General features: G+C 75.7%; 7 protein-coding genes and 1 pseudogene. 5 read left to right on the forward strand and 3 right to left on the reverse strand.

The genetic code is table 11. The annotated features are described in order from the left end of the window. The 4 genes and pseudogenes from AR3_RS31365 to AR3_RS27865 all read left to right on the forward strand — a co-directional run. Positions 1–372 (forward strand): annotated as a pseudogene (locus tag AR3_RS31365) (hypothetical protein); the annotation flags it as partial. Next, positions 369–1589 (forward strand): sigma-E factor regulatory protein RseB domain-containing protein, encoded by a 1221-nt coding sequence (locus tag AR3_RS27855; protein WP_067918448.1) that lies wholly within the window; start codon positions 369–371, stop codon positions 1587–1589. The pseudogene AR3_RS31365 and the gene AR3_RS27855, both read left to right, overlap by 4 nt. A 91-nt stretch (positions 1590–1680) precedes the next feature. Continuing rightward, the gene (locus AR3_RS27860; RefSeq protein ID WP_067918450.1) at positions 1681–3270 is read left to right on the forward strand and encodes a S1C family serine protease; all 1590 of its coding nucleotides are present in this window, start codon (positions 1681–1683) and stop codon (positions 3268–3270) included. Positions 3271–3476: 206 nt separating this feature from the next. Further along, positions 3477–3827, forward strand: coding sequence for a sec-independent translocase (locus tag AR3_RS27865; RefSeq protein WP_067918452.1), 351 nt, complete (start codon positions 3477–3479; stop codon positions 3825–3827). A gap of 105 nt (positions 3828–3932) precedes the next feature. Here the strand turns inward: AR3_RS27865 and AR3_RS27870 are convergent, their stop codons facing one another. Next, positions 3933–5072: an Mrp/NBP35 family ATP-binding protein gene (locus AR3_RS27870; RefSeq protein WP_067918454.1), complete on the reverse strand. Its 1140-nt coding sequence runs from the start codon at positions 5070–5072 to the stop codon at positions 3933–3935. Between the two features lie 88 nt (positions 5073–5160). Between AR3_RS27870 and AR3_RS27875 the strand changes: the two genes are divergently transcribed. Continuing rightward, positions 5161–5667: a MarR family winged helix-turn-helix transcriptional regulator gene (locus AR3_RS27875; RefSeq protein WP_067918456.1), complete on the forward strand. Its 507-nt coding sequence runs from the start codon at positions 5161–5163 to the stop codon at positions 5665–5667. 19 nt (positions 5668–5686) lie between these two features. Here the strand turns inward: AR3_RS27875 and AR3_RS27880 are convergent, their stop codons facing one another. Both AR3_RS27880 and AR3_RS27885 read right to left on the reverse strand, forming a co-directional pair. Further along, positions 5687–6217: a DUF1003 domain-containing protein gene (locus tag AR3_RS27880; RefSeq protein WP_083952171.1), complete on the reverse strand. Its 531-nt coding sequence runs from the start codon at positions 6215–6217 to the stop codon at positions 5687–5689. Then, positions 6214–7653: a magnesium transporter MgtE N-terminal domain-containing protein gene (locus AR3_RS27885; RefSeq protein WP_067918458.1), complete on the reverse strand. Its 1440-nt coding sequence runs from the start codon at positions 7651–7653 to the stop codon at positions 6214–6216. Before AR3_RS27885 ends, AR3_RS27880 begins: the two co-directional genes overlap by 4 nt. Positions 7654–7891: the final 238 nt, after the last annotated feature.

Below are 7891 nucleotides of genomic sequence, written 5' to 3' on the forward strand. Positions count from 1 at the left end.
CCCGCGCCGACGCGCCGCCGCGACGGCGACCGGGGCTCCGGCCGGACCCGCCGACCGTTCGCCGGCCCCGCCCGCGACGGCGCGCACGCCGCCGCCGTCGCCGCCGCGGCCGCGGCCTTCACCGCCCCATCGGCCCCCTGGCCGCCGGGCAGACCGGGCCCGGCCCGTCCGCGCCGCCGTTACCTGGCCGCCGGGGCGGCCCTGTTCCTCGGCCTCGGCGCCGCCTCGTACCTGGCGGGCGGGGAGCGGGACGCGCCCACCGTCAACCCGGCCTTCGACCGGTTCGCCGTCGAACACGCGCTGACCTCCGGCGACGTGCCGATCACAGATCCGCTGCTGCAGCAGGCCGTCCCGACCTCTCCGGAGCCGTGACCGCGCGGACCTGGACCGCGACCGAACCCACCGCGCGGCGGTACCGGACCGCCCACCGCCGCCGCTCCCGCGGCGGACCGGGGCGCGGCGCGCGGCGCTACGGCAGGTCGCGGTGCGCGACCGCGCTCGCCTGCGGCGTGGCCGGCGCGTTGGCGCTGGCCTGCGCGCTCGCGGGGGACGCCGTCGCGGCCCGCCGGGCGGGCAGCGACCCCGAGGCGGTGCGGCTGCTGCGCGACGCCGCCGACGCGGCCCGCCGCGTCCCCTACGAAGGCGTGCAGGTCGTCACCACGTGGAACCGCGGCGGCGCGGTCACGGCCCGGGTGAAGGTCGTCCACACCCCTGGGGACGGCACCTATGTCACCCCCGAGAACGACGCGCATGTCGACGCGGCCCACGGCGGCCGCGCCTCCTACCAGCCCGACGCCGCCGCCCACGGGGGCGCGCCGACCGGGTTCACCGCCGAGACGCTGGCGCTGCTGACCCGCAACTTCGCGCTCCTGCGCGTGGCGGACGCGTCCGTCTGCGGCCGCGCCGCGCGGGTCGTGGAGGCCCGCCGCCGCGACGGCACCCCGGCCGGGCGCTTCTGGATCGACGCCGAGACCGGCCTGCTGCTGCACCGCGAGCTGATCGACGGCGCCGGGCGGACGGTCGCCGCGACCGGGTTCGACCAGGTGCGGGTCGCGCCGCCCGGGCGGCCGCCCGAGCGCGGGATGAGCGGCGACGCGCCGTCCCTGCGCCGCGCCGCGCCCGGCCCCGCGGCGTCGCCGGTCTCCCCGTGGGAGGACCGCCTGGAACCCGCCGAACTCGCCGAGCTGCGCGACCGGGGCTGGCCGCTGCCGCGCTCCCTGCCCGGCCTGAGCCTGTCCGACGCCCGCCGCTCCGCCGCCGCCCGGCCCGCCGACGGCGTCGTCCACCTGACGTTCTCCGACGGGCTGGAGTCGGTATCGGTGTTCGTGCAGCGCGGCAGCCTGGACGAACGCCGCTTCGCCGCCTGGAGGCGCACCGTCGCCCGCGGGGACACCGTCTTCCGCCGGGAGGCCCTGCGGCGGTGGGCGGTCTGGGCGAGGGACGGCTACGTCTACACGGTGGTCGCCGACGGCCACCCGGCCACGGCCGAGCGAGCCGTGGCGGCGCTCCCGCACGGCGGACGGGACTTCTGGGGCAGGCTGGGCCGCGGACTGCGCAGGTTGGCTTCGTGGGTCAACCCCTTCGGGTAAGTCTTATGCTCACCACATGCCCCGATGGGCACCATGAGGCTGGAAACGTGAACATGCTCGGCGAGAACCATGCCCGGTAGGAGAGATGGGGATGACGGAAGACAGCCGCGGACCCGTCAGGGCGTCGGGGCAGGACGACGACCTGGTCGCCGGCGCCGGGTTCGAGCGGCCGGAACCCGGCGAGGCGCGGTCGGCCGCTGAGGGCTCCCGGGAGGCGGCCGCGGGCCAGGGCGACGAGCAGGGGTTCGCGCCCCCCGACCAGCCCAGGGGCGACGCCGCGTCCCCGACGGCCCCGCCCACGCTGCTGGACAAGCCCGCCGCGGACGACGAGCGGGCGCGGCGGCGGCCCGGGTTCGTCCCGTACGACCAGCAGGACCCCCGGCCCGACCCGTACGCCTGGCCGCCCCAGGGGCACCAGCAGCCTCCGCCGCCGACCGGTCCGCCCGTGTCGACGACCCCGCCGCCGGGCGTGGCGCCGGCGGGGCCGCCGTCGGGCCCCGGCCAGGGCGGCCCGTCCGGCCCCTTCGGGCAGCCGTTCGGCGCGGCCCCCAACTGGGCGCCGGTCCCCTCGCCTCCGTCGGCGGGCCGGGGCGGCCCCGGCGTCGGCCTGATCACCGTCATCGCGCTGATCGTCGCGCTGGTGGCCGGCGGGATCGGCGCAGGCATCGGGGTCATGGCCGCCGACGACGACGGCACGGTCAGCCTCGGCACCAGCTCCGACAGCGGCGGCGCGCAGCAGCCCGCCCGGCCGCCGGACTCGGTCGCGGGCGTGGCGCAGCGGGTGCTGCCCAGCGTCGTCATGATCCGGGTGGCGTCGCCGACGGGCGAGGAGTCCGGGGGCACCGGCTTCATCGTCAAGAACGGCTACATCATCACCAACAACCACGTGGTGGCCTCCGGCGGCCAGATCCAGGTCGTCTTCAACGACAAGAAGGTGGTGCCCGCCTCGATCAAGGGCCGCGACCCCAGCTCCGACATCGCCGTGCTGCGCCCGGAGGGGAACCACTCCATGCCCCCGGTGACGCTGGGCGACTCCAGCAAGCTGGCGGTCGGCGACCCGGTGATCGCGATCGGCTCCCCGCTCGGCCTGCAGGGCTCGGTCACCACCGGCATCGTCAGCGCGCTGAACCGCGCGGTGCCCACCCGCGGCGAGGGCGGCGGCGAGTCGACGTACCTCAACGCGATCCAGACCGACGCGGCCATCAACCCCGGCAACTCCGGCGGCCCGCTGGTGGACGCCCGCGGCCGGGTGATCGGCATCAACACCGCCATCGTCACGCTCGGCGGCGGCGGCATCACCGGGGAGAGCCAGGGCGGCAGCATCGGCCTGGGCTTCGCCATCCCGATCAACCAGGGCCGCCGGGTGGCCGAGGAGATCATCAACACCGGCACCGTCCGGCAGGCCAAGCTGGGCGTGCTTCCGGATCCGCAGTTCCAGGGCCCCGGGGCGCGGATCATGGACACCCCGGTCCAGGGGCACGAGCCGGTGACCAAGGGCGGCGCGGCGGACCGCGCGGGGATCAAGCCCGGCGACGTGATCACGGCCATCGACGGGCGGCCGATCGAGGGCGCGGCCGACCTGATCGCCCAGATCCGCAGCAGGGCGCCGGGCGACCGCGTCAAGGTCACCTACCAGCGCGACGGCAAGGAGACGACCGTCGAGGTCACCCTCGGCTCGTGACGGCCGGCGCGCGGGACGGCGCGTGAGACGGGGCGGTGCGGCGCACCGCCCCGTCCGGTTTTTCGCGGCCCGGACGTCCGGGGAGCGATCGGCGCATGTGCTCCTGGGGCGGCCGAACCGCGCGTAGTGGGCTCGCCCGGCCCGGGGTTACTCTAGGTGCGCCGGATCCAAGCGGGCCCGGTTCCCTTGGCACGTGGGAGGACGGGTTGTTCGACGTCGGACTCGGCGAGATGGTCGTGCTCGTCGTGCTGGCCCTGGTCATCTTCGGGGAGAAGCTGCCCCAGGCGGCCGCGCAGGCGGGACGCGCGCTGCGCCAGCTGCGGCAGATGGCCAACAGCGCCAAGGCCGACCTGCAGGAGGGCCTCGGCCCGGAGTTCAAGGACTTCGACCTGGCCGACCTGCACCCCAGGACGTTCGTCCGCAAGCACCTGCTGGAGGACCTGGACGACGACGGCGCCCCCGTGCGCGGCCCGGTCTTCGACGACGAGCCCGCCTACGCCGGTGCGGGCGGCCTGGAGTACGGCGAACGCCCGCCGTTCGACAACGAGGCCACCTGAGCGGGCCGCGCCCCCGGGGCGCGAGCCGGAACGCGAAAGGCCCCGGGGTCTCCCGAGGCCCTTTTCAGGTGCGCTGTGCGCCGACGCGGGCCGCGTCGGCGGCGGTCACCGGCGCTTGGGCGTGATGCCGAGGGACATGCCCGCCAGGCCGCGCGAACGGCTGGCGATCGTGTCGGCGATGGTGCGCAGCACCTTGGCGGCCTCGGCGTCGGGGTCCGCCAGCACCAGCGGACGGCCGGCGTCGCCGCCCTCGCGCAGCCGGGGGTCGATCGGCACCTGCCCCAGCAGCGGCACCCGCGCGCCCAGGGTGCGGGTCAGCGCGTCGGCGACCTGCTGCCCGCCGCCCGAGCCGAACACCTCCTGCCGCTCGCCGCAGTGCGGGCAGGTCAGGTACGACATGTTCTCGATCACGCCGACGACCTGCTGGTGGGTCTGCGCGGCGATGGCCCCGGCCCGCTCGGCCACCTCGGCGGCGGCCTGCTGCGGGGTGGTGACGACCAGGATCTCCGCCGCCGGCAGCAGCTGGGCCACCGAGATCGCGATGTCCCCGGTGCCCGGCGGCAGGTCCATCAGCAGCACGTCCAGGTCGCCCCAGTACACGTCGGCGAGGAACTGCTGCAGGGCGCGGTGCAGCATCGGCCCGCGCCACACCACCGGCTGGTTCCCGGCGGTGAACATGCCCACCGAGATCACCTTCACGTCGTGCGCGGCGGGCGGCATGATCATGTCCTGCACCTTGGTGGGCGGGTGCTCCACGCCCAGCATCCGCGGCACCGAGTGGCCGTAGATGTCGGCGTCGACCACGCCGACCTTGCGCCCCTGCGCGGCCAGCGCCGCCGCCAGGTTCACCGTGACCGAGGACTTGCCGACCCCGCCCTTGCCGCTCGCCACCGCGTACACCTTGGTCAGCGAGCCGGGCTTGGCGAACGGGATCTCCTTGGCCGGCGCGCCGCCGCGCAGCCGGGTCTGCAGCGCCTTGCGCTGCTCCTCGCTCATCACGTCCAGCTCGACCTGGACCGAGGCGACGCCGTCGAGCCGGGAGACGGCCTCGGTGACGCTGCGCGACAGCCGGTCCTTCATCGGACAGCCGGCCACGGTCAGGTAGATGCCGACGCGCACCGTGCCGTCGGGCGCGATGTCGACGTTCTTGACCATGTCGAGCTCGGTGATCGGTCGGCGGATCTCGGGGTCGAGCACCGTGGCGAGGGCCGCGGTCACCTGCTCGGTCGTCAGCTGCGAGGCCATGGCCCCATGGTATGAACTCGGTTCGGGCCGTACGAATCCGGCCCCGGCGTAGCCGCGGCCGCGCCGCCCGCGGGAGTAGCATCGGCCCGTGACACCGCCGTCCGTTCCGACCTCCGCCGCGGAGCTGGCCGTGTGGCGCACGTTCCTGCGCGCCCAGGTGCAGATCTCCCGCCGCCTGCAGGCCGACCTGCTCGCCGACCACGACCTGCCGCTCGGCTCCTACGAGGTGCTGACGCACCTGAGCGAGGCGCCCGGCGGGCGGCTGCGGATGAACGACCTGGCCGACCGGGTGCTGCTGTCGCGCAGCGGCCTGACCCGGCTGGTCGACCGCCTGCAGCGGGAGGGCCTGGTGGCGCGCCAGTCGTGCGCCAGCGACGCGCGCGGCCTGTACGCGGTGCTCACCCCGGCCGGGCGGCGCCGCGTGGAGGAGGCCACCCCGACCTACCGGCGCGGCGTCCGCGAATACGTGCTGGGCCGCCTGGACGAGGGCGACCTGCGGCGGTTCGACGCGATCCTGCGCAAGCTGCTGGACGCGCCGTCCCCGCCGCCGCGCGTCCCGCGGGCGCGGCGCCGCCGGGCCCCCGTCACCGCGTAGTCACGGCTCCCGCTGAAGGTCACGGTTTGGCGGCGCGCTCGCCGTTGAGCTCCTTGAGCACGCGTTCGAGCTCCGAGCGCAGGTAGTCGCGGGTGGCCAGCTCGCTGACCGCCAGCCGCAGCCCGGCGATCTCCCGGGTGAGGTACTCGGTCTCGGCGATGTTGCGCTCGTTGCGGGCCCGGTCCTGCTCGTACTGGACGCGGTCGCGGTAGTCCTGCCGGTTCTGCGCCAGCAGGATCAGCGGGGCCGCGAACGACGCCTGCACCGACAGGATCAGGGTCAGGAAGATGAACGGGTACGGGTCGAACCGCCACTGCGCCGGTGCCAGGGTGTTCCAGCTCAGCCACACGCAGAGGAACACCGTCATGTAGACCAGGAACCGGGCCGTGCCCAGGAACCGCGCGATCCGCTCCGAGAGCCGCCCGAACGACTCGGGGTCGTAGTGCGGGCGCGGCAGCAGCGCCCGGGGCGGTTCCCGCGGCTCGTCCAGCCGGGCGGCCATCCGCCGGGTCCGGCGTCCGATCAGCGGCTCTCCGCGAGAGTCGATCATCCCCTTCCCCTTCCGCCCGCCCGCGGCTCGCGGGCGTCGTCGAGTGCGTCGCCGTCTGTGTCGCCGTCTGGATCGCCGTCTGGATCGTCGTCTGGATCGTCGTCTGGGTCGTCGTGATCGTCGCGGGCGTCGTGATGCGCGGCGCCGCGCAGCGCCTCCTCCTCCGGGTCGGCGCCCTCGACGGCCGACGCGTCCATCACGGTCTCCCGCCAGTCCTGCGGCAGCAGGTGGTCGAGCACGTCGTCGATGGTGACCGCGCCGAGCAGGTGGCCGTCCTCGTCGACGACCGCGGCGGCCACCAGGTTGTAGGCGGCCAGGAAGGCGGCCACCGCCTGCAGCGACATGGTCGGCCGCAGCGGGGCCAGGTCGGTGTCGACGATCCCGCTGACCAGCGCCGACGGCGGCTCGCGCAGCAGCCGCTGGAAGTGCGCCGTGCCCAGGTAGCGGCCGGTGGGGGTGGCGGTGGGCGGGCGGCACACGTACACCTGCGCGGCCAGCGCCGGGTTCAGGTCGGGGTTGCGGATGTGCGCCAGCGCCTCGGCCACCGTGGCGTCCGGCGAGACGATGACCGGGTCGGTGGTCATCAGCCCGCCGGCGGTGTCGTCGGCGTAGGTCAGCAGGCGCCGCACCGGCGCGGCGTCGCGCGGCTCCATCAGCGTCAGCAGGCGCTCGCGCTGCTCGGTGGGCAGCCCGCCGAGCAGGTCGGCGGCGTCGTCGGGCCCCATGGCCTCCAGCACGTCCGCGGCGCGGTCGGCGTCCAGGGCGCCGAGGATCTCGATCTGGTCGACCTCGGGCAGCTCCTCCAGCACGTCGGCCAGCCGCTCGTCGTCGAGGGCGACGGCGACCTCGGCCCGCCGCTTGCGCGACAGCTCGTGCACCACGCCGGCCAGGTCGGCCGGCTTCATCCGCTCGAACGCGGCGATCAGCCCGGCGGCGCCCTGGCCGTGCTCGACCGCCGAGAAACCGGTCACCGCGTCCCAGTCCACCACGAACACCTCGCCGCGGCGGCGGCGCAGGCCCCGGCCGCGGTCGCGGCTGACGGCGACCTTGGCGACCAGCCAGTCCCGGGTGCGGGTGGGCTCCATGGCCACGTCCACCACCTGGACCCGCTCGCCGGTCTCGGTCAGCGTGACGGTGCGGTCCAGCATCTCGGCGATCACCAGCGTCTCCGACTCGCGCTGCTGGAACCGCCGCACGTTGAGCCGGCCGTCGAAGATGACCGCGTCGGCCTCGATCATCGTGACCCGGGTGATGGGCAGGAACACCGGGCGGCGCGAGGCGACCTCGACCACCAGGCCGAGCACCCGCGGCGGACGGGCCCCAAGACGCAGCGCCACCACCACGTCGCGGACGCGCCCGACCTGGTCGCCCGCGGGATCGAACACGGCGATCCCGGCCAGCCGGGCGATGAACACCCGTGTCGGAGTCGCGCTCATGCCACGCAGGCTACCCGCGATCTTGGCGGTGATCCGGGGCGTTCCGGGCGGTTCCGGGCCGGGCGCCCGCCGGCATGTCACATCCGCGGCCGCTCGCTCGTCCTGGGGATGAGGTGTCCGTCGCGATCGTGAAGGAGGCGTCGTGGCCCGCATCCCGCGGGATCCTCCCGGGCCCCCGCGCCACCGCGGCTCCGCCCGGCGGGCGCGCCGCCGCCGCGCCGCGGAGCCCCCGCCGGGG

This window comes from Actinomadura rubrobrunea NBRC 15275 (assembly GCF_001552235.1).
Taxonomy (GTDB): domain Bacteria; phylum Actinomycetota; class Actinomycetes; order Streptosporangiales; family Streptosporangiaceae; genus Spirillospora; species Spirillospora viridilutea.

Coding starts and splice junctions, on each gene's coding strand:
- AR3_RS27870 (WP_067918454.1), bottom strand. CDS start 5,072: ATGGCCTCGCAGCTGACGACCGAGCAGGTGACCGCGGCCCTCGCCACG.
- AR3_RS27860 (WP_067918450.1), top strand. CDS start 1,681: ATGACGGAAGACAGCCGCGGACCCGTCAGGGCGTCGGGGCAGGACGAC.
- AR3_RS27885 (WP_067918458.1), bottom strand. CDS start 7,653: ATGAGCGCGACTCCGACACGGGTGTTCATCGCCCGGCTGGCCGGGATC.
- AR3_RS27880 (WP_083952171.1), bottom strand. CDS start 6,217: ATGATCGACTCTCGCGGAGAGCCGCTGATCGGACGCCGGACCCGGCGG.